Source organism: Pseudomonas sp. BO3-4, assembly GCF_034044115.1.
Lineage (GTDB): Bacteria > Pseudomonadota > Gammaproteobacteria > Pseudomonadales > Pseudomonadaceae > Aquipseudomonas > Aquipseudomonas alloputida.
In genome coordinates this window covers 1,395,394-1,419,693 of sequence record NZ_CP139018.1, presented here as the reverse complement: position 1 = coordinate 1,419,693, position 24,300 = coordinate 1,395,394, and the positions used below count along the sequence as shown (strand labels likewise).

29 protein-coding genes are annotated in these 24,300 nt (G+C 62.3%); all 29 read right to left on the bottom strand.

Going from position 1 to position 24,300, the window contains the following annotated elements; all coding sequences use genetic code 11:
- Window positions 1-4: 4 nt before the first annotated feature.
- The 29 genes from REH59_RS06565 to REH59_RS06425 all read right to left on the bottom strand — a co-directional run bounded on the left by REH59_RS06565 (window position 5) and on the right by REH59_RS06425 (window position 24,194).
- On the bottom strand, window positions 5-3,385 hold the full coding sequence (locus REH59_RS06565) for a phage tail tape measure protein (protein WP_320450441.1): 3,381 nt from the start codon (window positions 3,383-3,385) through the stop codon (window positions 5-7).
- A 132-nt stretch (window positions 3,386-3,517) separates the two neighbouring features.
- Window positions 3,518-3,814, bottom strand: coding sequence for a phage tail assembly protein (locus tag REH59_RS06560; RefSeq protein WP_320450440.1), 297 nt, complete (start codon window positions 3,812-3,814; stop codon window positions 3,518-3,520).
- Window positions 3,815-3,859: 45 nt separating this feature from the next.
- The gene (locus tag REH59_RS06555; protein WP_320450439.1) at window positions 3,860-4,369 is read right to left on the bottom strand and encodes a phage major tail tube protein; all 510 of its coding nucleotides are present in this window, start codon (window positions 4,367-4,369) and stop codon (window positions 3,860-3,862) included.
- Window positions 4,370-4,381: 12 nt separating this feature from the next.
- Window positions 4,382-5,548, bottom strand: a complete 1,167-nt coding sequence (locus REH59_RS06550) for a phage tail sheath family protein (RefSeq protein WP_320450438.1) — start codon at window positions 5,546-5,548, stop codon at window positions 4,382-4,384.
- A 100-nt stretch (window positions 5,549-5,648) separates the two neighbouring features.
- Complete coding sequence (locus tag REH59_RS06545; protein WP_320450437.1) at window positions 5,649-6,110, bottom strand: hypothetical protein; 462 nt, start codon at window positions 6,108-6,110, stop codon at window positions 5,649-5,651.
- Window positions 6,111-6,117: 7 nt separating this feature from the next.
- Window positions 6,118-6,846 (bottom strand): hypothetical protein, encoded by a 729-nt coding sequence (locus tag REH59_RS06540; protein WP_320450436.1) that lies wholly within the window; start codon window positions 6,844-6,846, stop codon window positions 6,118-6,120.
- A 6-nt stretch (window positions 6,847-6,852) separates the two neighbouring features.
- Window positions 6,853-7,539, bottom strand: coding sequence for a phage tail protein (locus tag REH59_RS06535; protein WP_320450435.1), 687 nt, complete (start codon window positions 7,537-7,539; stop codon window positions 6,853-6,855).
- Window positions 7,536-8,348 (bottom strand): phage tail protein I, encoded by an 813-nt coding sequence (locus REH59_RS06530; RefSeq protein ID WP_320450434.1) that lies wholly within the window; start codon window positions 8,346-8,348, stop codon window positions 7,536-7,538. Before REH59_RS06530 ends, REH59_RS06535 begins: the two co-directional genes overlap by 4 nt.
- Window positions 8,345-9,325 carry a baseplate assembly protein gene (locus tag REH59_RS06525; protein WP_320450433.1) on the bottom strand — a complete coding sequence of 327 codons (981 nt, stop codon included), beginning with the start codon at window positions 9,323-9,325 and terminating at the stop codon, window positions 8,345-8,347. The genes REH59_RS06530 and REH59_RS06525 overlap by 4 nt, the downstream gene beginning before the upstream one ends.
- Entirely contained in the window at window positions 9,322-9,648 is a 327-nt protein-coding gene (locus tag REH59_RS06520; RefSeq protein WP_320450432.1) for a GPW/gp25 family protein, read from the bottom strand. The genes REH59_RS06525 and REH59_RS06520 overlap by 4 nt, the downstream gene beginning before the upstream one ends.
- 2 nt (window positions 9,649-9,650) lie before the next feature.
- A complete protein-coding gene (locus REH59_RS06515; protein WP_320450431.1) occupies window positions 9,651-9,920 on the bottom strand; it encodes a hypothetical protein in 270 nt (89 codons plus the stop codon).
- A gap of 42 nt (window positions 9,921-9,962) precedes the next feature.
- Entirely contained in the window at window positions 9,963-10,565 is a 603-nt protein-coding gene (locus REH59_RS06510; RefSeq protein WP_320450430.1) for a phage baseplate assembly protein V, read from the bottom strand.
- A complete protein-coding gene (locus REH59_RS06505; protein WP_061203465.1) occupies window positions 10,562-11,092 on the bottom strand; it encodes a hypothetical protein in 531 nt (176 codons plus the stop codon). Before REH59_RS06505 ends, REH59_RS06510 begins: the two co-directional genes overlap by 4 nt.
- Window positions 11,085-11,753 carry a phage tail protein gene (locus REH59_RS06500; protein WP_320450429.1) on the bottom strand — a complete coding sequence of 223 codons (669 nt, stop codon included), beginning with the start codon at window positions 11,751-11,753 and terminating at the stop codon, window positions 11,085-11,087. The genes REH59_RS06505 and REH59_RS06500 overlap by 8 nt, the downstream gene beginning before the upstream one ends.
- Entirely contained in the window at window positions 11,750-12,043 is a 294-nt protein-coding gene (locus REH59_RS06495; RefSeq protein ID WP_320450428.1) for a head-tail joining protein, read from the bottom strand. Before REH59_RS06495 ends, REH59_RS06500 begins: the two co-directional genes overlap by 4 nt.
- A 29-nt stretch (window positions 12,044-12,072) precedes the next feature.
- On the bottom strand, window positions 12,073-12,249 hold the full coding sequence (locus tag REH59_RS06490; RefSeq protein ID WP_210668583.1) for a hypothetical protein: 177 nt from the start codon (window positions 12,247-12,249) through the stop codon (window positions 12,073-12,075).
- A gap of 1 nt (window position 12,250) precedes the next feature.
- Window positions 12,251-13,279, bottom strand: coding sequence for a major capsid protein (locus REH59_RS06485; RefSeq protein WP_210668585.1), 1,029 nt, complete (start codon window positions 13,277-13,279; stop codon window positions 12,251-12,253).
- 11 nt (window positions 13,280-13,290) lie between these two features.
- A complete protein-coding gene (locus REH59_RS06480; protein ID WP_236059015.1) occupies window positions 13,291-13,641 on the bottom strand; it encodes a head decoration protein in 351 nt (116 codons plus the stop codon).
- 13 nt (window positions 13,642-13,654) lie between these two features.
- Window positions 13,655-14,875: a S49 family peptidase gene (locus tag REH59_RS06475; RefSeq protein WP_320450427.1), complete on the bottom strand. Its 1,221-nt coding sequence runs from the start codon at window positions 14,873-14,875 to the stop codon at window positions 13,655-13,657.
- Between the two features lie 2 nt (window positions 14,876-14,877).
- Window positions 14,878-16,485, bottom strand: a complete 1,608-nt coding sequence (locus REH59_RS06470; protein ID WP_320450426.1) for a phage portal protein — start codon at window positions 16,483-16,485, stop codon at window positions 14,878-14,880.
- Window positions 16,486-16,487: 2 nt separating this feature from the next.
- Entirely contained in the window at window positions 16,488-16,703 is a 216-nt protein-coding gene (locus tag REH59_RS06465; protein WP_320450425.1) for a hypothetical protein, read from the bottom strand.
- 12 nt (window positions 16,704-16,715) lie between these two features.
- Window positions 16,716-18,602, bottom strand: coding sequence for a phage terminase large subunit family protein (locus REH59_RS06460; protein ID WP_320450424.1), 1,887 nt, complete (start codon window positions 18,600-18,602; stop codon window positions 16,716-16,718).
- Between the two features lie 43 nt (window positions 18,603-18,645).
- The gene (locus REH59_RS06455; RefSeq protein WP_110740341.1) at window positions 18,646-19,167 is read right to left on the bottom strand and encodes a terminase small subunit; all 522 of its coding nucleotides are present in this window, start codon (window positions 19,165-19,167) and stop codon (window positions 18,646-18,648) included.
- 148 nt (window positions 19,168-19,315) lie between these two features.
- Complete coding sequence (locus REH59_RS06450; RefSeq protein WP_185279662.1) at window positions 19,316-19,663, bottom strand: phage holin family protein; 348 nt, start codon at window positions 19,661-19,663, stop codon at window positions 19,316-19,318.
- A 207-nt stretch (window positions 19,664-19,870) separates the two neighbouring features.
- Window positions 19,871-20,419: a hypothetical protein gene (locus REH59_RS06445; protein ID WP_320450423.1), complete on the bottom strand. Its 549-nt coding sequence runs from the start codon at window positions 20,417-20,419 to the stop codon at window positions 19,871-19,873.
- Complete coding sequence (locus REH59_RS06440; protein ID WP_320450422.1) at window positions 20,416-20,748, bottom strand: hypothetical protein; 333 nt, start codon at window positions 20,746-20,748, stop codon at window positions 20,416-20,418. The genes REH59_RS06445 and REH59_RS06440 overlap by 4 nt, the downstream gene beginning before the upstream one ends.
- On the bottom strand, window positions 20,745-23,513 hold the full coding sequence (locus REH59_RS06435) for a bifunctional DNA primase/polymerase (RefSeq protein ID WP_320450421.1): 2,769 nt from the start codon (window positions 23,511-23,513) through the stop codon (window positions 20,745-20,747). Before REH59_RS06435 ends, REH59_RS06440 begins: the two co-directional genes overlap by 4 nt.
- Window positions 23,510-23,713 (bottom strand): TraR/DksA C4-type zinc finger protein, encoded by a 204-nt coding sequence (locus REH59_RS06430; protein WP_185279664.1) that lies wholly within the window; start codon window positions 23,711-23,713, stop codon window positions 23,510-23,512. Before REH59_RS06430 ends, REH59_RS06435 begins: the two co-directional genes overlap by 4 nt.
- On the bottom strand, window positions 23,706-24,194 hold the full coding sequence (locus REH59_RS06425; protein WP_185279665.1) for a phage regulatory CII family protein: 489 nt from the start codon (window positions 24,192-24,194) through the stop codon (window positions 23,706-23,708). The genes REH59_RS06430 and REH59_RS06425 overlap by 8 nt, the downstream gene beginning before the upstream one ends.
- Between the last annotated feature and the right edge of the window lie 106 nt (window positions 24,195-24,300).

The following is a 24,300-nucleotide window of genomic DNA, read 5'->3' as shown; positions in this document are numbered from 1 at the left end:
CTCCTTAAAAGTGGGGTTGATCGAACAGCTGCGCCGAGGACATGCGCGCAGCGACTTCGCGCTGGAACGTCTCGAACATACTGCGCAAAGGCGCTTCCATTTCACGCACCAGCTGGGCCGGATCTTTCACATCGCCTTGCACGTCGACCTTGATGGTTGGCGAGAATGAAAACTCCTGATCCACCTTCGGCGCCGGTGGCGGCCCTGCCGTCTTGGTAGGTTGAACCACCTCCGGCAGCTTGGGCGCCGGCGGCGCCGCCTTGGCCATTTCGCGCACCACATCGCCAAGCCCGGCCGGCGGCTGGGCTTGAGGTTGCGGCCGCACAAGATCGGCACCGGGGAACCGCACCTTGTTGGCCGCCAGGGCCGGTACCAGGAACGGGTCCTTCGATGCCGGGTCGCGCGGGTCATACGACACCTCGGGCTTGGCCGGTACCGGGACGGGTGCCGGTGCTGCTTGCCGCACCGCAGCCCCGAGTTTGGGCGCCGGTGGCCCGCGCTCTGGCTCTGGTTCAGCCTGCGGCCGCACCAGGCCAGCACCAGGGACCCGCACCTTGTTGGCCGTCAACGCCGGCAACAGGAACGGGTCTTTCGACGCGGGGTCGTGCGGGTCATACGACACCGTCGGTTCCGCCGGCGCCGGGGTAACCGCCTCCCGTACCGTGCCGCCCAACTTCGGAGCAGGTGCTTCGGGTAGCGCCTCGGGAACTGCTGGGGGCTCTGATTGAGGCTGCGGCCGCACCAGACCAGCGCCGGGGAACCGCACCTTGCCAGCCGTCAACGCCGGCAGCAGGAACGGATCTTTCGACTCGGGGTCGCGAGGGTCGTACGAAACCGCTGGCTCCATCGGCGCCGGGGTGGCCACTTCCCTCACCGTGTCGCCCAGTTTGGGCATCGCAGGCTCGGATTGTGCCTTCGTCGCCGACAGCGGCTCAGGGTTGGCCGGAGCCGTAACGGGCTCGGGATCGACTTCCTTGGCCGGCAGAATCGATACACGGAACGCTTCACCCAGTGCCGGTGGTGATTCCGGCTCGGTTTGGCCGTCGCCCGGCTCATCACCGAACCAGCGCTTGCCCAGCCAGCCACCAAACGACTCTCCCCCCATGCCGCCCAGGACGGCGCCGACAGCACCACCCACAGCGGTACCGATCACCGGCACCACTGAGCCTATGGCGGCCCCGGCTGCTGCTCCGGCGAGAGTGCCCGCCAGGCTGCCGGCGGCGCCACCATAACCCTCGGCCTTTTCGTCCTTGGTCTCAGCGTTCAGCGCGACATCGATCGCAGCCGCACCGGCATCGATAATGTTGCCACCTGGCAGATTCTTTGCCAGACGCGAGACACCGCGCACCGAGCGTGCCACCTTGCCCAAGTCATCGGCGGCGGTGAGGGCCGACAACGCTGCAGGCAGCGTCCGAGCCTTGCCCACTGCGGCCTTAGGCGCTTTGGGGGCCTCGACAGCCGGCGCCGGCCGCGCCGGGACACCCTGCCGGGCAGCGCGCCGACGCTCCCGGCGCCGACTTCTGCGACTCCCCCTAGCAGGCCCTGCACGGCCGCTACTTGCAACGCTGCCGCCGATCCCGCCGAAGGCATCGGCGTTGACCACAAACACGCGCTGGGTGTCGTTGGCGACTGCTCCCGGCTCATCGGCTTGGCCAGGCACTTTCGAGCCCGCCGAAAACACCTTGCCCAGCAACCCTAGGCCGGTGTCGACCACCTTGTTTCCTGTCTTAGGCAGCTCAACAGGTGCGCGATCAGCGCGCCCCACGCGCCCCGCCATCCTTTCCAGGCCTCGGCCGCGCGCGATATTGAACACCCCACGGCCGATCCGCAGGGCGCTACGTGCACTCAGGAATGCAATCACCGCCGCCGTGATCCCGCCAATCCCCATCGCTATCGACGGGAACTGATCCGACAGCGAGGTGATGCCACGGGCAACCTTGGTCAGCCCCTGCGCGGCCAGGTCGGTGGCCGGGCGGATGGCATCGCCAATGCTGCGCATGGAGTCGTCCACCGCCTGCCCCAGCTCGGCCCACTGCTGCGCCGAGGTCTCGCGGCGCTCAGCCAGGTTCTTGTCGAGGATGCCCGAGGCCTTCTTGGAGTCGGCCTTGAGTTCTTCGTAAAGCCCCCGATTCTGCCCGTAGGCGGTGAGCGCGGCCTTGACCTGCATGTCGGCGAAGATATCGCCGGTGCGCAGGGTTTTCTCCAGGGCTTCCAGCGCCGCTTTGGCTTTCTCCGGGTCGACCTCCTTGTCGATCTTGGCCTGGGCGTCCTTGATCTGCTTGGCCTTGGCCGGGTCGGTCTTCTCGACATAGCGCATGGCCAGGGCCATGGACGCCTCAATGACGTTCATGCCCTTCTGCAGGCCGGTATTCAGTGACGCCTGATAATCAATGCCCACATCGCTGTAGGCCTTCTTGATATCGCCGGCGCCGATCTTCTCCATCCAGTTCTTGAAGTTGTTCGCCGCTTCGTCGGAACTGCCGGCGGTCTTCATCTGGACCTGCAGCATGGAGCCCAACGAGGTCACCGCATCCAGCCCGGTGATGCCGTTTTTCTCCATGCCGGCCAGCAGTTGCGGGAACCACTTGGCCATGTCGCTGGCCTCGAAGCTGCCCGCCTGGCCTTGGTAGGCGATAGCCTCCAGCGCCTGCTGCATGACCTTGGGGTCGCTGATCTTGGCGTTTTGCTCCAGCGCCTGGATCATCGACGCGGTGTCGACGCCCGAGGCGCCTTGACCCACCGCGAACTTGGCCGCGACCGGCGCATACGACAGCGCCTTGTCCAGCTCCATGCCGGCGCCGACCAGCTGGTTGACCAGGTCGGCCACGTCATTGCGTGACATGCCGGTGTCTTTGGCCGTGTCGATCACCGTCCGGCTAAGCTGCTGCTCCTCGGGCTTATTGGCGATATCGGCCTTGATCGCAATGTCACGGATGACCGCTTGATAGTTCGCGCTGATCATCGTCGGCACAGCGGCGGCGCCCGTGGCCACCACCGCCCTACCGATATTCGACTTGAGCGATTCCTTGCCCGACTGCAGCTGCTGGTGGCCCTTGAGCTGCAGATCGGCGGCCTTCGCCTCGCGCCCCAGGCGCTGGTACTCGCGGCCGAGCTTGCCGACCTCGATCCCCTGCTTGCGCAACGCATCCAGGTTGCCGTCCAGCTTGCGCAGCAGCTTGTCGGCACCGGCCGCGCCGCTGTCATGCGCCCGCTTCCATTCCTCGCGCAGCTTGATGGTTTCGCCAATGGTGCTTTTCAGCACCTTGGCCTTGTTGCCCTTGGCTTCCAGCTTCTGGATGCCGTTTTCGGCGGTCTTGAACGCAGCACCGAGTGACGACGCGACGGCGCCGCCGATCACCAGCGATAACGCTACCTTGCTTGCCATCGGTTACCCCCTGTGCAAGCTCAATCGGTAAGCCACCAAACCATGTCGGCATACGACATGGTCATGATTTCAGCGGCCGAGAAATGCAGCTCGGCCGCGAGACGCTTGGCGGCGTGCTTGAGCGACTGGGGATTACAGTTCGTCGTCTTGCACCAGAAAGTTGTAACCGGTGGCGACGCGGTTGTAGTCCTTGTAGGTGAGGCCTTCCAGGTCCTTGACGCCGACCTCGGCCAGGGACGCGAACAGGTTCATTTCGCGCTGCGCATCGTCGCCGTCAGAGGTCTGCCCAGCGGCGCGGATGTCCTTTACGGTCGGCGCGCGCAGGGTGATGGTGGCCTGATCAATGCCATTGAGGGTGGTGGGCTTGGACAGGCGAACGGTGACGTTTTCAGCGGTCAGGGTCAGGAACTTAGGGGCTGGCTTGCTCATAAAAGGGTGTCCTTGATTCGGAAAGGGTTGCGAGAGGAATGGGGATTACACGCCGAGGTCGGCGCGCTGGCTCGCCAGTTGGTCGGTGCCGTTGATGACACGCTTCATGCCGACTGGATCAATCTCGTAGATGACCTCGCCGCCGACTTCGAGCTTGTAGTAGGTGACGGCAATGCCGTGCTTGAGCTCGGCCTTGTCGCCGGCCTTCCAGTCGCCCATGTCCAGCTCTTTCAGGGTGCCGCGCAGGGTGACCACGACCGCGAGGGTTTCGCCCTTCTGGATCTTGAACGAGCCACGGAAAACGCCGTTGAAGGCGTTACCGTCAGCCAGGCCGAAGAACCTGAGCGAATCCTTGCGCACGCCGGTGGTGGTGAAGTTGGCTTCCATCTTCTCCATGCCCACGTCCATCTCAATCGGCATATCCATGCCGCCTGGGCGGTACTCCTCCATCTTGAGGGCGAGCTTGGGCAGGGTCAGGCTGGGTACATCGCCTTGGAAGCTTTTGCCATCCACAAACAGGTTGGTGTTGGCGAGAATTTGAGGAATGAATGCCATGTCGGGGGCTCCTTAGGCGGCAGCGTTGAGGACTTCGGTCAGCCATTGGTTGGTGACATCGAAACGGAAATTGGGGTTTTCGGCTGGCGGCACATCGGTGAGACGGATGTTCCAGTACACCTTGCCCTGCTCCAGCTGGCTGGCAGTGTTGAGCACCGGGTCGGCATACACTTCGAAGTTGACAATGGCGCCCTGATTCTTGAGGTCGCGCATGAACGCCTGCAGCCCCTCCGTCACGTCCTTGACGTAGGTCGCGGTAATCGAGCGATCGACTGCCCACTTATGCCCGTACATGATCGCGTCCATCACAATGTCGAGCGTTCGAACGCGGGTGACAAAGGCCCACTTCGCATCACTCGACAGTGTGCGGTTGCCCCACAGGCGGAAGCCGTCGTCGCGAATGATGGTCGCGATATTGGCGTTGTTCAGCAGGTTGGCCCGACAGGTGTCGTCGCCGTCCAAGAATTCCACCGAACGGGTGGTGCCAGTGATGCCGACGAATTCCTTGTTGGACGGCGAGGCCCAGAAGCCGTATTCGGTATCGGTCCAGGCAAACAGGCCAGCCGTCCAGGCCGAAGCCGGCATATCGACGGTGCCGTTGCTGGTGGTGTCCCACTGCTGCACGCCGGGGTCGACCATGAAGATGCGCTTAGAACCGAAGTTCTTGGCGTAGAGCATGGCGGCCTCATCAGTGGTGCCGGGACCGTCAACGATGGCAATGGCACGCAGCTTGGCTGCCAAGGCATCCATGGCAGTGGCCACCGCCTGGGTCGCGCTGTGCTTAGGCGCTACGATCAGCCGCGGCTGGGCGTTGAAACGGCTCTTGCCATCCAGCAGAGCCTGCAGGCCGGTACGCTTGCCGTTGGCCAGCACGCCGCCAATGATCGAGGACGTTTGTGCCGCCGCGTCGACCGCCTTTGCCACACCGCAGCAGACGATCACCGCCTTGGCACGGGTGTAAATAGCCCGGCAGGCCTTGGTGATGGCCGAGGTTTCACCGAACGCGGCGACCGCCTCACGCTCGTTGGTGATCAGCACCAGGTCGTTGTACTTCGCCGTGGCGCCTGCGCCTTCGGTAAAGGTGTCGACCAAGCCAATGATCGAGGAGGACGGCAGCGCGATATTGCGCGCACCGGTGTCAACGAGCGTTACGGTAACGCCGTGAAAGAATCCAGCCATGGGGAATGCTCCAGAAAGCACCAGGCCGCGACAGTGCGCGGCCCGGACACAAAAAAAGCCGCTTAGCGGCCTCGGGGGTAACGGTGTTGCCTGGGAGGGGTCAGGCGGGGTTGTAAGCCTTGGAGATCGCACGAATCGCGTCGATTGCAGTGTCGGCGTAGCCTTCGGCCTCGGCGTGAGTCGTGGCCTTGAGCATGGCCTGCTTGCCCATGAGGCGCGCCGCGCGAATCTCGCACAGGGCGCCCCGCCAGGCCGCCGACTCGGACAGGATCAGCTCGGTTGCAGCCTGAGGCGTCACCTCCGAGGCATCCACCACCGCCTGTACGGTCGCCGGCACTTCGCCGTCGAAACCGGCCACCATGAACGCCTTGGCGTCGGCTTCGGCCATCTGGTACTCCACCGCACGCAGGGGATCGCCCAGCACCGCCGCACGCGCCTGGTCGGCCGCTTGCTCGATCTGCTGGGCGGCTACCAGCAAGGCCGCGCCGACCGGGAGGTTGCCGAACTCGAAACCGATGTAGTTGTTGTCGCCAAAGACGACGTTCAGAGAACTCTTTTGCATGCTGACCTCAGAGGGTAGGAACGTTGGTGATGACGTGCGGCAGGGTCTTGCTTTCGGTGCCGGCGGCCACGTTGGTGACGATGCGGCCCGCCAACGCCGATGGCAGAGTGGTACCGGTCAGGCCCAGGGCAACCATTGGCGAATCCGGGCCGAGAATGCGGCCTCGGAACGTGCCGCGCAGCTCGAACGCGATGTTGTGCAAGCGCAGTTGCAGAATGTTCGGCGCGGTGGAACCACTGGAGAACGTCAGTGCGTTATAGGCACTGAGGTCACCGGCAGCGGATGCCGGCAAGCTCAGGGTCAAGTTACTGAGGTCCAGCGACGAGCCATAGCTCTGCCAGAACGAGCCCATGCGCGGCAGCGGGTCGCCATCACGCAGGAACTCATTGATGACCAGGCGGGTGCCGGCGCCGATTTCCCCGCGCACAGCGACCTCGCGACCCTCATGGCGAACATGGGAGTCGAGAACGTAGTGGCTCATCAACCAGGCCTCGCAACGACCACCCTTGGGCGTGGAGTCGACCGCGCGCTGGATGGTGCGGAACGGGCTCGCCTTGGTACCCAAGTTGGTGTCCAGACCCAGTTCAGGGTCCACATAGAATTCGCGGAAGATGGCTGGAGCGGCAGCTACCGCCGCCGACACAGCGGCATTGATGGCAGCGATTTTGCCGTCGAATACGGTAACGAGCTTGCTATTGACGCTTACCAACTCGGCGATTTGAGATTCGAGACTCATAGGGGGTTATGCTCCGTGAATGTGCTTCATGACAATGGTTTGGAGGGAGGTGGTAGCAATTGCGCTGGCCACGGCCGCGCTCAATAGCCCATCCCGCGCCTCGGTGTGGGCCTGCTCCGCCGAAGACATGCGCCCCATCAGCAGGGCAATCTGGTTGCCTGCCACCGTCTGCCGGCGCTCCTCCTCCGTCAGGCGATCACCTTGTTGCAGGTTGCGCAACTGCTCCGCGATCATGGCCGTGGCCATCGCTGCCATCGGCTCGGCCATGGTTAGGTTGAGCCCGGCCGAGGTGGTGTTGATGGTCACGCTGTCGGCCGGTAGCGCTTCCAACGACAGGTCGTAGGCCAGCAGCAGCTCGGTGTTGGCCGACTTGTAGGTCAGCGCCTCAGTGGCATGCGACCAGACTGCGAGCAATGTGCCGTTGCTCAAGTAAAAGCCGACTTCCCGCACCCAGAACGCGGCTGCGTCGTCGGCGACCGCAGTCAAGTGAATCAGCGTGCTGCTCAGCTTCTCGCCGCCCGAAATGGGGTACTTGACCACCTGGGCGCGCAAGGTCTTCTGGTCAGCGCTGGGCGTGTAGCCCGCAGAGCCCAGGCCGATGTGGGAAATCTCGGCCGACAGGCCGGTGCTGGTGGCGTTCCAGATCGCGGCCAGCCCGGCCTTGGTTATCTGGGGTTGCAAAGCGGTACTCATAGGACTGCCTCCATCGTGACGCGCACGACAGTACGGTTGCTGACGCCATTAGCCGCCAACAGCACCGTTTCGTTGTGGATCGGTACGCTTTGCGTCTTGGCGGGCCACCGAGAGACACAGCGTATGTGGGTTGCGTTGGCCGCCTGCAGGGCCTGCTCGGACAAGGGCATGGGCACTGCCTGGGCATCCGCCGGGCGCCGCTGGACCAGCCGCAGACGCGAAGCGTTGACCAGACCCAGGCCTTGCTCAGAGGGCGGCATGGGGATCGGCTGCGCTTCGGCCGAGCGGCGCGTGCGCTGACGCAGGTGCGAGGCATTGGCCGCCACCAGGCCGTCATCGAAGCGCGCACCGAGGCGGAAGGTGTAGTGGCTGCGCTCGTTCTTCGTCGCGTCGACCAGTGCGCGCAGACGCTCCTCCAGCTGCGGCGAAATGATCGAGCCCTCACCGGGCCGGTTATCGTTGGCCCATGCCGTGATTTGGAACGTGTACGGCGCAGCGTTGGGGATCTCGCGCCATTCCTTGTAATCCGCGTTAACCCGAACCGCCTTGAGCACGCGCCGGATTGCGCCGACCGTGCCCTTGGTCTTGTGGACGGGAATCGCCTCGCGGATCAGCGCGCGGCGCTGCTCGTCGGTATATGCCGACTCCCAGCCCTCGACCTTCCACGACCAAGCCAGCCAAGGCAGGAAGTTGGGCGGACAGCGCGCCGAGTCGGCCACGCCCCGGATAATGTCCGGGTCCAGGCCAAGGTCGGCAGCCGCCTCCAGGGCGCGCTCCAGCTGGGTGGCGTTGTGCGGTAACAGGCTCATGCCACCACCTTCGTCGTCAGCGTGACCGACGTGCAGTTGGGGTAATGCCGCTTGTCACACACCAACCCCTCCACAGGCTTAAGCAGGTCTACGCGGGTAATGCCCGTTACGTGTAACGCCGCGTAGACCGACGACAAAGAGAGTTGGCCCGAGAGCCGGCGTGCCCCGGCAATCGCAAGATCCAAGCTTTTACGGGCTGCTTTGGCGACTACGTCAGGATCGGGGCCATCTTCCACCCACAGCACCGCCTCCACGCTCGTGTCAGCGGGCACACCAAGCTGCGCACGCGGCCGATCAGTGATGGGACGAACGTCCTCGGACGACAGCTTTTTAAGCACACCCGCCACCAGCTGCTCAGGCGGTGTCGTACTGGCCAGCGTAGGCAATACAGCCAGCGAGACGTCGCCCGGCAGCGGGTTGGCTAGGCCGGCGTCATAGTCGCAGACAAGGACGATGGCACCCGGTGGCAACTGAGCCCTTAGGGCCGGCGCCACTTCGACCCCGGAGAATCTCGGCGAGTCGACCGACACCTGGGCGACCTCCGCCGAAGAACTGAGCCCGTGATACTCATATGCCCCGCTACTACCGGCAACCGACAGAGCTTCAAGCGAGAGCCGAGTGCGGTACAGCAGTGCATCGTCGTCCTCCATCACCGCTTCGACCGGGGGCACTGCATCCAGATCCTCGGCGCGTAGCGTCAAGCGCGTCACGCCATAGTCTGCTGCTCGGTTGTCCAGATCCTTACCGCGCGCGAAGGCCAACAGGCTTGCCTTGGCCGCAGCGTTGACCCGCGCTCGTACCAACATTTCCCGGTAGGCCATGACCTCCATCAGCTTGACCACCGGGTCGGACTCCAGCGCCGCCGTCCATTGGTCCTTCATGAACTCGCGGAAAATGCCCAGTACGTCCTGATACAACTCCTCGAAATCCACGCTTTCCACCACATCGGGCGGAGGCAGCAGGGAAAGGTCGATCATGCGGTTACCTCCATGACGGCAGCACTGCCCAGGTACTCGCCGGTCAGCGTCATGCCGATCTGCCCGTCAAGCACCGAGGTGACCACCACCCGCTCCAGCCTCAAGCGCGGTTCCCAGCGGCCCAAGGCGCGGGCCACCTCGGCCTGTACCGCGCTTTTCCACCCATCGTTGACCGGCATGTCGACGTAACGCCGCAGCTTGCTGCCGTACTCCGGCCGCATGCGGCGGCTGCCGAGTGGCGTGGTCAAAATGTCTTCGATGGATTGGCGCAGGTGATCAAGGCCCGAGATTGATTCGCCGGTGCGGCGATCCAGGCCAATCATGGTCAGCCGTCCAGGCGCTGGAGCTCAGGGTGATCAGCCAGGAAGGCCACCGCCTCGGCGTCGTCGGCCGGCACGCTGACGCGCTTGGCCACCACCTTGAACTCGCGCAGGTCCTCGCCCTTGGCCAGGTACAGCGAGCGCGAGGTGTAGACGGTGTCGGCGAAAGTGACTTGTGCCACGGCTTCGCCCGCCTCCGGTGCGGATGCAACGGCGGCGTCGGTAGTGTCCGAGGCGATTGCCTCGTCAGTTGAAACAGTTTTCTTTACAGCCATAAGGCGTCCTCCAGATAAGACAAAGCCCGCGAATGCGGGCTGTCAGTGCTTGTGATTTGCCGTGTTGCCGGCGGTGTCGATGATCTTCCCGCCGCCGTTGATATCGCCCGTTACGCGTAACGCGCCCTTGATCAGCACGTTACCCTCCAGGGTGATCGACGGCGCCTTGACCGTGGCGGCCTGCGCCTCGGCCGTCATCGTCGTGGTTTTGGCGTTGATCGTGTCGTCGGTGATGACCGCCTTACTGCCGCCGACCTCAATGGTGACCGTGCCCGTGGGCAGCTTGATGGTGTAGCTATTGGCTTCCCAGTCGTAGACCAGCGAGCCGCCATCATCGAAACGCCACACCTCGACATGGTCGCGGTTGTCAGGCTGGGGGCCGGCGTTGCCGTACAGCCCCGGCACGAACGTGCCTTGGGCAGGGTCACCGCTCGGGCTGATCAGAGCGCCCTGCTCGCCCAAGCTGGGCGACCGCCAATGGCGGGCCTTGCCGGCGGCCAGTGCATGCCACTTCACCCAGGCACTGACCCAGTCGCTACCGTCCGACATGCGCAGCCTGCCGGCCACCAAGTCCACGGCCACCACATACCCCTTGATCACCTGGTCGGAAATCATCCGGTCATGCTGCGCGGTCGGATAGCTCATTCCATGGCCTCCGGATGCTGGTAGTGCTGTTCCTTCCCCTCCCCGCTGTCCGGGTCGAAGGCGAACAGCACCGGGCCGGGCTCTCGGGGCCACGGCCACTCTTCCTCGCCCAGGTAGATGACTTGCGTCCACTCCACTACCCAAGCGGCCAGACCATCCAATTCTGGCCGGCTCCAGTCTGGCTCTGCGCGTACCAGTTGTGCTGGCTCAACTGCCAAGCCCCAGTACTGCATCCGCAACAACACCGCTAGTTGCGCAGCTATGAATGCCACCACATGCAGGTGGTCGTCGCGCTCGGTACCCACAATTGCCCGAGCCTCAAAACGCGCGTCAATCGCCACCTCGCCTGTGCCAGGGTCATGCTCTGCAGGCTCGAAACCGGCGAATTCCAGCACAACAGCTGGCACCGCGACCGTTTCCAGCATCCCAGGCATGGTGCCAACGTAGTTAAGCCCTGGGATTGTGCGGGCAATGGTTTCCTCCATTGCAGCGTAAATCCCCGCAAGGGGGATCGGATCGTCACCCATTACTGGTTCTCCGTGAGAGTTTGTGCAGTTCGAAGTTGAGCTCTTGCTCCATTACCTCCAGCAGCCGCTGGTGAGCCTTTTGCGTCCATGACTCGAAGTGAGGTCTGACCTCCTCAAGGGAGATTTTTGCCTTGGCCAGAGGGAAGCGCCCGATACTGGTTGATTCAGCAATCCACCCCGACCGCCCCTTTTTACGGGTAGTAACCGTACTGTCTGGGTAGTCTTCCGCGGTGAAGTGCTTGCTGCCGGCACGGATCCAGATGTCTGGTCCATTGCCGCACACTTTTCGATAGAAAGCGCCTTGGTACCGCCTGCCCGCAACGGAAACCCCCGAACGAGTCTGTCTGGCTCGCCCCGCTCGACTGGCTTCGATGGGACTGATGCCAAACCAGAGCTTGCCTTGCCCGTTGCTGTCCATTGGATATGCAAGCAGTCGTTGACGCACCGCAGCGATTGCGATGCGCTCCTGCTGACCTACTGACCGGGCAATGTGGGTACGAAGCCAGCGCAATGTCTTGTTGACGGCTCGTCGCCGTGCAGCACTGATAGCCTTGGGTACCAGAGCAGCGAATTGCTCGAATCCCTTAAGCTGCCGAGGGTTCGCCTGCAAGGTGATCAGGCCTGACCTGGATGACTCCTTTTGATAGCTACCAACACTCATCGCACCTCCCGTAGAGCGAAGTTGATCCAGCCCGCGCCATCCGGGTCACGCCTGGCGATGATGTAACGGCCACCGCCGTCTGCTGGAGCAAGGTCACAGACCAGGTGCAGGCCTTCCTTAATGCCTGCCGCGTCACTCACACGTACAGAGAACACAGGCTGACGAAGGCCGGTGTTAATCGTGCCGACCTTCGGCTGCTGCCATGGAACGGACATGAACCCGCTCACGGGATTGTCGAAACCTTCGATCTCGACCTCATCGCCCAGATCAGCCAGCAGGGATGAGTCCATGTCCGCTACCTGATCGCGCCAGGCCACGGTCAGTCACCCGACTCGGTTTCGGAATCCAACTTGCCGCGACGAGAGATGATCCCCTCCTCGAGCAGAACGTCTCGCAGCTCGGCGGATGGGGGAACGTACACCTCCCCCTTGCGCACGACCTTCGAGCCGTCCTGGATGCAGCCATCGACCACCACGTATTCAATCTTGGCAGCCATGTCACACCACCTTCGCGGAGAGGAAAGCGTTCGGTTCCAGCAGCCCAGGCAGCGGCGCTGCCTGGACCTTCAGCCAGCGCTGGCTGGGCTCATCGGTAACCCAGCTCTTGGGGAAGCGCGCCGCTTCGACCAGACCGCTCTCGATGGCCGCCAGATCTTGGATCGCGGCATACAGCATCGCGTTTCGGGTGACAGTAGAGCCAAGGACCAGGCCGCCCGCCGGGATCAGTGGCTTTTCCCCGTCCTCATCATCCAGATACCACTCGTCGTACGCATAGAGGTCCACCCCTGGGTCATTGAGGTAACCGAGGTAGGTCACACCGTCAGGAAGCTCTTCCGGCTTGATCAGACCCATATCGACCCGGCGGGTGTTCAACTGCTTGAGCACCGCTTCGTTGCTTTGGAAAGCATCCTGCGCTTCAGCACTCAGCACCGCGACGTTAGCGGAACGGCCAGAGTCCTTGGCAATCAGGCGGCGCCACTGGCGCAGGTTGGCGATTGGGTCGGAGTCGGAAGTGTTCCAGCGCCCCGTAGCCAGTACAACCTTGTGGGTGTCTTCCATGAGGAAGTCGATGGTGTCATCCACACCATCACCTTGAACCCGAATGCGGCCAGTTGTGAGCGCCTGAGCACACATCCACTCTTCGCGGCGAATGATCTCGTTCTCCAGCTCCACCAGATCACGGCCGAGTCGTTCGCCCGCACGCTCCAGAGCCGTACGCGTCGAGAACGGGTTTTCACCAGCACCGCGCTTCAGGATCTGCTCGGCACGGGTGACCCGCTTGGGCTGGATGTATGGCGGCTGATAGGTCGACGAAGCGAAACCAGTACGCTGCGACACGCTGCCAGGCAGGGTCGGGTGAACGAACGGCGCCATCTTGCGCTGTCCTTTCACGATGTCGATGGTCACCGTCTCGGTGGGGAAGGTTTCAGGGGCTGCGGCGTTGAAGAAGGTGTTCATGAGGAAGCGGCGTGGCGTTGCCAACTGCTCAACGGCTTCCAGCATGGTCAGGGTGTCGAAGAGATCCATAGGTGCTCCAGTTAACGAATGAAGAGGCAGAGGGGACGCAGAGCCGCTTTCGCAGCCGACAACGTCAGGCCTTCACCGAGGGTGAGCTGGCTGCCCAGCACTTGGCCGGTAAGGCGAATCGGAGCGCTTTGCACGCCATCAGTGGTATCAACAGCCCGGTCAAGGATCGCCCTGGGCACCTGCGAGCCGTCCTCGGCAGCGGCTTTACTCAGCAGATACTCGCCAGAGGCGGTGACCTGGCCCAGCACGGCGCCGCGCGCAAGCTGTTGGCCGGTGGCGATGACGCCGGAGTCCATCACGATGGGGAAGTCGCCGGCCTCGAGCTGGGAAGGCGTAAAGGTGTGGGTATGGGGGTTTGGCATGAGGAGCTCCTGGTTAACGGCGCGAGGCGCCAGATACGATTGCGCTGACCGCCGTCTTGCGCTCGGCGGCCTGGCCGCCTTCCAGCGGGGTACTGCCAGCTACGCCTTGCGCATCACCTTTGATGCCAGAGAGCGAGATGCCGCGATCCTGCGAAGCCTTGAACAGCACCAAGGCAGTGGCTTCTACCGAGCTGCCACCATCGATGGCAGCCTCGATTTCCTTCTCGAACCCTTTGACGGCCAAGGCATTGATGCCCTTGATACGGTCACGCTCTGCAGTTGCGGCTTCGGTACGGATTGTTGCGGTATCAGGCTGCTCGGCCGCAGCAATCTCGATGGTGTTGGGGTCGGTGCCAGCTGCAATGGCCGAGCGCAGTTCTGCCGTGGTTTTGACAGTGGTCATGGTGTGTATCCTTGTAGAGTTGATGGCCGGCTTGGCCAGTTCGGTGATCAGGGACTCCAACGAGCCCACGCGGTGGGCCAGGCCGTGCTTGACGGCGTCAGCGCCGACTCGGATGCCGCCGTGGTCGCCCATCTCGGGCACCTTTGCCGCATCCACGCCGAGGTTGCGGGCAACCTTGCCCTCAAAGACTTGGGCCATCGCGTCGATGGTCTCGCCCATCTTGGCGCGGCCCTCCTCAGTTCCGAGATCGGGCCGCTTGTTCGGGGCGTTGCGGCTAACGATCTGGTAGCGGGCTCGCCCTGCCTTTTTGTCGTCCTCGATCACAGCCTCGACCACAACGCCGATGGAGCCGGCCAGGCTGGCCTCATCGATGACGATCTCGCCGGCCGCCGAGGCGATCCAGTAGGCCGCGCTGGCTCCGATGCCGCCGATGTACGCGACGATCCGCTTGCGATCCCGGCCGGCGTAGATCATCTCGGCCAGTTCGTTGATGCCAGATGCCACACCACCTGGGCTGTCGATGTTCAGCACGATGGACTTGACCTTCGGATCATCCAGCGCACGCTGGATGTCGGTGGCCAGGATCTGCGTGCTGGTGGCACCACTGATCTCGGTGAACAGGTTGGCGTACCGGAAGATCGGGCCAGTGATTGGCACCACCGCCACGTTGCCGCGCATGGTGATGCGTCGGGTTTCATCCAGACGCTCGCCGCGCTTGGTCGCCAGCGCCACCGGATCGCCCATGCGGTCGGAGATGGTTAGCAGGTTGTCCAAGGCGTCGGGCATCATCAGCCAGGGCTGCGAGGCAGCCAGCTCAAGTGCTCGAGGCATGTTTATTCCTCTTTGGGGTTGGGGTCAGGCGGGGACTCAAGTCCACCCTTGGGCAAGGCCTGCATGTTGTGCTCGCGCCGGTAGGTAACTTCGCGAGTGCGCTGACGGATGACTTGCTGCCAGGGCTCACCAGTCATGGCCGCCGTTTCCAGCGTCTCGTTGCTCACGCCGATCTCGATGCGCTTGCCAGCCGCGTTGGCTTCTTTGAGCTCATCAATCGCGCCACGCGCCGGCCCGATCCAGATTGCTTGGCAATAAGCCTTGCGCTTAGCCGGGTCGTTATAGCCCGGCAAATCGACCAAGCCGCGAGCTACAGCCTCATCGATGACCAGCTCGCGGCTTGGCTGGCAGAAATCACAGGCCAACCACCAACGACGCAGGCTGTAAAACCGCCAGGCTTGGAGCATGGCTGCGCGCGCGGCGCTGTAACTGCTGCTGTAGTGCAACAGCAGCTCCTCCAGCGGCAGCTCCAGCGCGGCACCGATTTCCTTCACCACAGCGGTGAAGAACGGGTCGAACTGCGCGTTGGGCCGGCTGGGGTTGGCAATCATCGGTTCCTCACCCACGCCCAGGTCAACGATGGCCCCTTCACCCAGCGCGATTGCACCGTCGGAAGTGTCATCACCGCCTGGCTGCTCTTCCGTCAGTGCGGACATCGGCAGGTTGTTAGCGTTGAAGCCGTCGCCCTTCTTGATGAATACGGTGAACATTGCTGAGATAACTGCTGCCATCAGCTCGGCGCTGCTGTACCGCTCCAACTTCTGGAGTGGCTCCAGCACCGGCGACAGATAAGGCGCGCCGCGCTTCTGCCCTGGTCGCTCTTTGTCGGCCATGACATGCAGCACCCGGCGGCGCCCGGTTTCAGCACCGAACACCGCCAAGCGTTCCCACTGCAGCGACTTGCCCAGCAGATGCTCACCGGGATAGCCAGTGCACACGTGATACGCCACCGGCGCCCCTAGTCCGTCGAACTCGACGCCTTCTACCAAGTTCGCCCGGTCCATGCCTCCGTTCGGGTTGCCGACACGGTCAGACTCGATCAGCTGCAAGCGCGTGCTGAAGATGCAGCCGGGGCGTTCCTGATCGGGGCTAGCAACAAACACGTCCCCGGCCACCATCGAAGAGACCAGCACCAAGGCCTGGAGCTGGTAGTGGTTGAGAGATGCTTCGGCATCACACTCGCGTGGATCATCGGCGTACAGGGACCACAGCCGGTCCAGCTGGCCGTTCAACTGCTCGGCTTCCTCCTCGGTAAGCCCCAGTGCGTCATGATCGACTTGGGCCCGGCAAACCAGCCCGGTACCAACGACGTTGGTGCGCAACCTGGTGATCGCCGCACGGGCGATCAGATGGTTGCGCATGGCATCGCGGGATCGGGCCACCAGCATACGGCGCTCGCTGTGGTTGAAGTCGCGCCGGGGGCTACCCAGACCAGGTATCCAGCTGGCAACGCTGCGCAGCATCCTAGAGGCACCACGCCAGCGAGTTTCGACACCGCCGCCGCCGCCTTGGGCGACGATTTGCTGTCCATCAACCGATGCCCTGGCCACGCGGATTGCTTCATTCATCAGCTGCTCAGCAGCCGAATCCCGCTTTCGGAACGGCCACATGGTCAGATCCCCACGTAGGAAACGCGGTTGCGACCACGGCCCTGCCGGGCTGCCGTCTCTGCGGCGACTTCGCCGGCGTACTGCTTCTCCAGCAAACGTAAGCTGTTGAGCTCGGCAAGCTGGATCTCCCGATCCTGCCGGCGCAAGTGTTGCCCGTTCTTCAGGACGCGAGAGATCGCCGCCCGGACCTCATCAAGGCGTTGTTGTGCATCTGTCATGGTGAACCTCGGTTAGCTGACGCGGCTCCGGGTACCCCTGCCCCGCGCAACCGCACGGCGAGGAACCGGCGCCACCGCCTGCTCAGTTGTGAAGAGGGTGGGCTGAAGCAGTTGCTGCTCCAGCTGGTCCCACTCGTGATCGCGCAGCAGGTGCGTTTTCAGGCTACGAGCCGCGTGCAAGGCATACACCTCGCAGTCCAGGGCTTCATTGCGCCGGCCTGCTTTCTTCTGCCAGACCATCTTGCTGGGGTTTCGCGGATGCGGCGCCAGCACCTCGTTGGTCACCTGCTCGTAGTAGTCCGAGCGGATCTCGCTGTACCAATGCATTCGCCCCGGCCCGCCGCCCTTGAGCTTCATCCGGCCATCGATCAGCGTCTTGGCCTTGTGAGTGCCGACGATGAACACGCGCAGGCCGTACTTCGACGCTTTTGTGTTGTCCTGGCTGGTGTCCGCAGATTGGGCAGGCTTGGTGAAGATCTCGCGGTCCCGGCTGTCGATGGACGCTCCCTTGATCGCCATGATGTTGAACCGCTGCCGATCTCGAACGTAGGTGTACACCGCGTCGCTGGTATTACCGTCTGAGCTGTCGATGCTGACTGCCGAAACGGCAAGCTGCGCGCCGCTTTCGGTGGGTATGGGCGTCGCGATGATCTTGTCCAGCTCAGTCCATACAGGGTCGTGCGGATCGATGGGGTTGCCTGGCAGCTCACCCCAGTACAATCGCCAGGACTCCTCGCCTCTCCCCCAACCAACCATGACCAGGGCAAGGCGGTCCCCTTGGACGTCGACGCCAACTGTGACCAGCAGCGTGCCTTTCGGGGCAGTCAGCTCGGCATAAGGCTCGGCACGTTTCTCCAACTCGTCGGTCTTGGGCGCATCGCTTTTATACTCGTAGCTTTCCCCCATGGAACTGTTCGTGAAGGCAATCATCGGACCGATGTTGCCCTGCCGCGTGGCATATTCCGCCTGCAGCTTCTTTTCGATCAACACCTCAAAACGGGAACCGTGGAACTTGGCATACAGCTCGTTGAGGATGTAGCCGGCGATACCACGGAACTCAGCCGTCGCTTCCCAGCGACCATGCGCAAGGTTGGCGTTCTTCTGGTGGTCATCCCAGATCTCGCCGCAGTGCGGGCACGCGTAGTACGCCGTTTCCGGACGACGCTTGCCGTACACCTCGTGGAAGTAGTGTTCGTCTTCGTCGCAGTGCAGATGATCGAAGCTCAGCGCGTGCGACTGACCACAGCCATGGCACGGCACCAGGCCGACACGCTTGTCCGACAGCTCAAGTTCCGCATCGATGGCCGACAGGCCCTTGATAGTGGGCGTGCCACCGATGATGATCTTTGAACGCCGGAAGGTCTTGAGACGCTCTTTGGCCAGCTTGATGCTGTCCCCCTGCCCCCGCAGGTTCAAGTTGCAGTCATCAGGCTCTTCGATGGCGACCCGTGGAACTGGCGTGGACTTCACGCTGGCCGGGCTGTTCGAGCCCACCATTTTCAGGAAGCCCCCGGGGAACCGTTTGAAGTCCTGGCGCTGCTGCAACTTGCGACTGCGCAGGTCGACCTTCTTCCGCAGCCGCTTGGTAGCTTCGATCATCGGCTCCAGCTTTTCCGCGACGTACTGCTTGGCCGCTTCAGCCTTGGGGAACAGGATCAAGATGGGCGAAGGGTCGAGATCAATCCACTTGCCGATGGCATTACCCAGCACACCCGACGTCCAGGCTACCTGGGCTGATTTGCGCCCCACGATCTCGAATACGTTCGGATCGTCCAACGCTTCGAGCGGTCCACCCGGCCAGATCAGGTGCGGGGTCATGTCGAAGCGGTACTTACCTGGTGCAGCTGACTCTTCGGGGGCGAGCCAGCGGAATCTGTCGGCCCACTCGGCAATACTCATTCTTGGTGGGGGCGCCCACTTACGGCAGACCCGCCCCATGGCTTTACTCGCCGTCTTCTTCAGAGCCCTCCTCGTCGTCCGACTCGTCAGAATCCCCAGCGAGATCGTCATCCTCGTCATACGCGGACAACCTCCTCAGTATTGATTCGATGGGCTCGCGGATCAGCTGGTCATCGACCTGCACGCCGTACTTGGCCGACAAGGTCGCCGCCAGCTCATCAGGGAAGGTATTGAGCAGTTCGATCTTCGCGGCAGTGATCACCGCCTCAAAGCGCTCAACCATTTCGGCCTCGATCACGACCTCACCCAGCTCGCGGGCCAACGCGATTTCTTCGCGATCACCGCGCAGCCGATCAAGGCGGTCGCGCGTCGATTCCTTCTTGCCGTTCAAGGCGGCCTGTCGCATCAGCCACTCGATCACCACCTGGGTGTCGTACTGGTTTTCGTTGCCACGGCCAACGCCGAACTCGATCACTGGCATGCCGTCCTTCTGCCAACGGCTCAGGGTCCGCTCATCACGGCCGATGATCTCGCCCAGTTCGAGCTTGCTGACTGTCTTGCCCATCACTAAGTCCTTGAAAAGACGGACATCCCTGCAGGAATTTCAGCTGCAGGGAAACCGCGAGTCTGCGCACCCGTGTAGGGGGCGGCCCTGGGGGAGGACCCAAAAATCGGCAAATGCCGACAGGCCCCCACCCCCACCCCAGGCCGGGTCACTGCCCTACCTCGCCGTTTGCCGGTGGGGCTTGCTCCAAGCCCAGACGCTTCGCAGCCCAGCGCTCATACAGGTTGATCGCGACATCGGCACCGGCCATGGCGGTAAGGCAACCTACGGCAGCAGACGCCCAGACCGAAACGCCCAGCGCGTACAGCAGCATGTTGGTGGACAAACCGCAGGTGACGCAGGCACCCGAGCGCAGGGCCAGCCGACGAATCAGCCCCCAACCGCGAGCACCCGCCTTGTCTGCTCGCCACATCTCTCCCGATACGCCGCCGACCAGGGACAGCACGATCACCATCCAAATCGGCAGTTCGGCTAACGCTTGTTGCTCGCTGTTCATGTAAGCCTCATTGGCAAAGCACGGCGCCAGAAACAGAAAACCCCGCCAGGTGGCAGGGTTCTCGGTGCGCCGACAGGTCGGAGCGGGTAGCGCAGCACGGTGCTTGTGGGGGAAGCGCCTAAGCGCACTTTTGATATCGTGGGGCCTTTTTACATGCCACCGGAAAAACCGAAAAGGGGTGATTTTCGGTACTCCGCAATGTGGCGCCTATGTAGCATCGATGTTGCACGCAAGTCGCATTCCTACCCGACGAACGGTCTGTTGCCGAACACGGCCGGAGCGGGCAGCCAGCACGGCAAACACCTGCAGGTGCAGTGACTTGACCCAGTTCCGGTAGGTGCGATCAGCATGCTCGGCAAGCCCGACCTCGCGCATCTGCTCCCTGATCGTGACTTGGTGGACGTAACGCAGTGCGGCCAACTTGGCCAGCGTTGCCGCCCGGTCGTTCCCGCGAGCCAATTCAGCAACAGCTGCATCTACTTCGGAGGCGGCGTGATCCAGACCAGCACCCGCCATCAGAATCCGCGCACCAGAAGAGCCAGTGCGAGGCGCTGATCCCTTCCACTCCATGATCGTCCCCATTTGGCTGCCAAGGCTGGCTCCCAAACCAAGCTGACGCCGCTGCTCGCCCCAATGCTGCATCAGAGCGCCAACCAGACGCAGGCGCTCGGCTGGATCTATCAATTCCGCCATTTCCGTCTGGTGCTGGGCCATCTGCACCAGGAGCTGAATGCGCAATCCCGCTTGCACCGTCATCGCCACTCCTCCAAATTCCATACCCAACACACAATCAGCCAACCCAACACAAACCCAACACAGATAAAAACTAATAAATTCAATGCTTTATCAGTAGGTGTGTTGAGTGTGTTGGGTTTGTTGGGTTTTTGAGTTCTCGCATAGGTTTTTTTGTTGGCCCGCCGAAGCATGAGAAATAAGTCGCCCGCACGCGCGCGTGCGCGCAAACCCAACACACTCAACACAAGGGCTCGGGAAGCCTTGAATTTAGGGGGTTCTACGCGTGTTGGGTTGCTCAAACAGACCCAACACAAACCCAACACACCCAACACAGGGGTTCTTGGTTTCATGCAGCGACCCCCTTCACGTGTTCCCAAGCGTCGACGTTCCACCCTGCAAGTTTCGCCTTGCTGCGCCAGGTGATAACAGCTTGCCCCAGCTCGGCCGCATTGAACGATGGGGGCAGGGAAGCCTCGGGATCATCAGGGAAAAAGAACGCCGCGAATCGGCGGTTATTCCCCTCCGTCCATGGAATTGAGCGCGTTTTATCGACCGTAGCACTAAGCATGAGTGAGAACTTCGTCTGACTCATGGCGTGCTCCTTGTTACGCGAGCACCACTCGATGAAAAGCGCGTACAAGTCGGTTGCGAGACAGCACCCCCATAGACCTCGCCCAAGCTCTCCAGTTTGCCAGAGGTGAAGGAAAGTTTGCCATGCCGTACGGCTGAGCGCGACCAAACGTTGTCGGGCCTCGGTCTTAGGAGGACGTGTCCGCTGGTTGAAGTCTCCGAGTTCGACCTCGAGCAGCCAACCGTAGAGTGCCGCCACTCCACCGTTGCTCAGCTCCCGACCGATAGCCTTCTGGCGATCTACTGGCAATGTTTGCAAGGGCCACATCACAAGCATCCGGCGATCATCTTCGCTGATAGGCCACGGCATGATTTCGTTGCTCAGAAAGACCGCATTCATATGGTTGGCCTCTTCCCAACCGTTGATGAACTTCGATTCCATCCGTACGGTTTTGCCGGTGATCATGTGCTTGATTTTGCCAACCTGGTTGTAGCGCTGATCCCGGCTCACGACCTCCTCGAACACAGCCCACAACTTCCGGCTTTGCCAGGCGTTGAAGCTACCCTCCAGCTGGGTCTGGCCAACGGTCGCGGCGTACTGGCCATACAACTGGCCGAAAATGTCCGCGAACAACAAGCTCTTGCCTGAGCCCTCCATGATGGAATGCATAAGGACCGCCGTATCCATCTTGGCCCCCATGTTCTGCAGCGGGTATGCCAACCACTTCGTCAGCCAGCTCAAGGCTTCCTCGTCATGGTTGCAGAGAAACGAAATCAACCAGCGCAAGTTTTCGCACGCGGCGTCATCACGGACAGGCTCCAAAGGAAGCCCCTCGAAAGTGTTGATGTAGAGGTTGGGATCCTTGGTCATAGTGGGGTCGAATACGATGTGGTCAACATCCACGACGCGACGATCTTGGCTGTTGAGCCACCACTTGTACTCTTCCCCCATGGCCATTTTCACGGCCCCCTCAGCGACACGACGCTTCTTCTCCCTGTCCCACACGTCCTTGGTGCCGTCGATGTACACGTACCGCTCGATGGGGTCGAGCTTCAACGCGCCGCCTTTCTTGGTCGACAAACGCCTGGCCTGATCAAGCTCCTGAGCCTGCTCTGTGGCGATGAGCTTCTTGTCAGTCCGCCCCATCCACTCCTTCGCAAGTGGCTTGCCGATCAAGGCCTCGAAGCCTGTCCGCTTCATCGACCGACCCTTGTCTAAGTCCCACACGCTGGTGGTGCCTTCGACCAGGGCGAAGCGACGCATCGCGCCGTCAATATCCAGGGCGCCACCCCCTGCCCCCCCGGTAGCCGAGGAGCCGGCCGGGCTGGTGGCTTTATCGTCCGATGGGGGTTGGGGAGGGTCTACAGCGCCGTTGTCGATGACTGTAGGCTGGTCGGTCTGCTCAACCACCAATGGGGTACGGGGACGTTCACCCAATGGCGGCGGTATCGGCGGGCGCGATTTTGCGTCAATGCCAAGGATTTGAGCAGCCGCCCTGGTCGCAGCCTTCTGATCGCCGTCGTGCATCAGGATGCAGAACACATCGAACGCATCGTTCTTGTGCCCATTCGCCAGCGGGTCCGAGGTATGGTGCGAATACAGCTTGCCCTCAGTGATAGTGACGCCGGGCATCCCGGAGCTACTGTGCGGGCTCAACCATTTCCCATCGATGCGCTTGTAACCGTGCGCCTCAATCATCGTGGCGATGTCATGGACGCGGTTGAATTCGGGAATGACTTCGGGGAGCCGATCACCAGATCGTGCAGCAGCTGGTGATGGCCTGGCCACGGGACGAGCTGCAGCCGCAGCTGCTGCCGCCTTCGGCTTCCAAGGGCAAACAGCCTCCCCCTTCGGTTTAAACTCGTCCCAACCCTGCCAGATGCCCAGCAGGTCAGCCGGCAACTCGGGCAGCCCCTCAGCAGTCGGAGGTGTACGCCACGTGTAGGGTTTACGAGTGCCTGGGTGAATGGATGGCGGCAAGACGTCCTGCACCAGCCCGCCCCGCAGCTCGAAAACCGTCACTTTCTTGAAGGGCTCAGCCGCCATGCGAAAAGCCGCCTCGCGGGCAGCATCGCCTTCGTCCTGCGCGGCCTTCACTTGCGCCATGAGCCCCTTGTAGATGGTGCCATCGGGGTCGTTTTTGTTCGGCCACACCAAGGCGTGGCGAGTCAGGTCAACACCCTCAGGAACACGGAACATCACGCGGAATCGTTCAGGGTTGCCTACTGAGGTGGGAAACGCATCAGCGAGCGCGTCAACGTCGAGCCCAAGGATCTGCTGCAAGACCTGCCGGGTCAGCTCAACGTCATCAACGTCGAGCGAGCAGACACGACTCGGCCCGAGCACAACACCAAGGTTGTGATTCGGGCTCGCAGTCCAGAACGCTTCAGCCTTCGAGGCATCCGTGAAATAGCCACCAGGCTTGTTCCAGCCGGCATCCTTCGGACCCTTCTCACCTGGTTCAATGGGAACCAGGGCAAGATCAAAGGCATCAATGTAGCGCCGCGCCCAATCAGCTGTGGTAGAGGATGGGCGATCACTCATCTCCGACGCTCCCGCAGCTCCTGGCAGCTGATGCAAGTCTCGCACCCCGCCACCAGCAGCTGACGCACCTCCGGGATTGGTTCATCGCAGTCTTCACAAAACTGCGCACTCGGCTTCGTCACTGGGCGAATACGGCGCTGAAGGGCTACCTGCAGGTGATAGTCGGCTTGATCGTTGGCCACATCGATCACATCAGCCATGAGCTTCATCCTCCATGGCTTGGCGGGCACCCGCCATGATCGCTAGCACTTGACGGATAACATCCATCCCGCGCTGCTCGAGGTCGACCACTTCACCAGCCGTCCAGACATTGTCGGCAGCGCCTTCGTGCAGGCTACCGACGAACTCACTGGACTCTTCAAGGAGCTTGGCTACTGCCTGCAGCGCTTCATTAGTCGCTGGGACCGGCTCCGGGCGATACCAGACGGCACCGGCCGGACGGACCAAGGCATCAAGCAAACGCGGGTCAGCGGTCCAGCGGACGATTTCTTCGATCTCGTCCGGGCTTGGCCAGCGGCGCTCTTCGGTAGGGTGAAGTTTCTTCTGCAGGGCATCCACGTCCATGACCATATCGAAGGCCAGCTTTGTGATACCGCCGTGATAGTCGCGACCGGCGCGGTAGAGCGCCTGCCGCAAGGCGAGAACCGGACCTGCATCCGGCAGTAGATCAATGCGACTCATAACCGTAAATCCTCGGTTTACGGTGTAGCCAGAGAATGAGGTAGGACCTATCCTACAGCTACGACCGTACTGTGCTGTGCGTCGTCGTCGCTGGGCCAGGGAGGTG